Origin of the sequence: Mesorhizobium sp. M7A.F.Ca.CA.002.05.1.1, from assembly GCF_003998335.1 — a bacterium.
In the GTDB taxonomy this organism is placed as follows: domain Bacteria; phylum Pseudomonadota; class Alphaproteobacteria; order Rhizobiales; family Rhizobiaceae; genus Mesorhizobium.
The window spans coordinates 1-1,151 of record NZ_RZQI01001301.1; the positions used below are offsets into that span (position 1 = coordinate 1).

1 protein-coding gene and 1 pseudogene are annotated in these 1,151 nt (G+C 66.6%); one reads left to right on the top strand and one right to left on the bottom strand.

The features are described from left to right. Positions 1–411, bottom strand: a pseudogene (locus EN939_RS35045) (DUF2182 domain-containing protein); the annotation flags it as partial. 71 nt (positions 412–482) lie between these two features. Between EN939_RS35045 and EN939_RS35050 the strand changes: the two are divergent. Next, positions 483–1,151, top strand: a 669-nt coding sequence (locus EN939_RS35050; RefSeq protein WP_206528437.1) for an FAD-dependent monooxygenase, incomplete at its 3' end; no start/stop codon positions are given.

Below are 1,151 nucleotides of genomic sequence, written 5' to 3' on the forward strand. Positions count from 1 at the left end.
GATCATCGGCGCCGCCGAAGGCAGCATCATCGCGACCGCCATCAGGAGCCACATGAAAACGAGCGCGCCGGCCTGCAAGCCGAGATCTGCGTCCAAGGGCACCGGTGAGAGGCACAGCACAAAGAACCGTTCCAGGAAATCGGGCAGCGGCAGTGGCGGCAGGCTGCGCAGGATCCTGTCGCCAGGGGCGCCGACGCCCGCAATCCCTGTTTCAGCCCCGCGGATTGCCATCGCCGCAAGAGACAGCCAGGCAAGCAGGATGCAAGCGCCGACAACGACGTTTACCGTGACGCGAGGATTGCGCGCGATGCCGGCCATGGCGCGGCCGGCGCGGTCGAGATGCCTGAAGTCGTCCTGCTGGCCGGTCATGACATCCGAATGGGCCGAATCGCCGCGTTGATCAAGCGGCATGATCTGACCTATATGCTCATCGAACGGCAGGTCGGGTGGACCCGCCTCGCATTGCAAGCCGGAAGCCGATCTTGGAGCATCAGCAAACTGCGCGGATACTGGTTGCCGGCACGGGGCCGGCAGGGCTGATCGCGGCGCTCGGTTTTGCCGCCGAAGGTTTCCCGGTGACACTGGTCGGGCCGGAGGCCACCGCTCCCGATGGCCGCACGACAGCCCTGATGAACCCTGCCTTGAAAGTGCTCGACCGGCTTGGCGTGCTCGAAGCCGTCAAATCCAAGGCGGCGCCCCTGAAAGTGATGCGCATCGTCGACGCCACCAGCCGGCTGATCCGCAGCCCGGTCGTCACCTTCCGCGCCAGCGAGATCGACGAGGACCAGTTCGGGCTGAACCTTCCCAACAGCGTCCTCAACCCGGCACTCGCCAGCGCCGTTGCCGCGCATGCCGGCATCGACCGGCTGATGTCGATAGTGGCGAACTGGCATCTCGATGCCGAGCACGCCCGTGCCGTCCTGGCCGACGGCAGCACGGTCGACGCATCGCTTGCGGTCGCCGCCGATGGGCGGTTGTCACCGGCGCGCCAGGCGGCCGGCATCTCGACCTCGGCCCGGTCCTACCCGCAGGCAGCTCTCGTCCTCAATTTCGGCCATAGCGGCGACCACGCTTTCACCTCGACGGAATTCCACACCGAGACCGGTCCGTTCACGCAGGTCCCGTTGCCCGGCAATCGCTCCAGCCCTGTC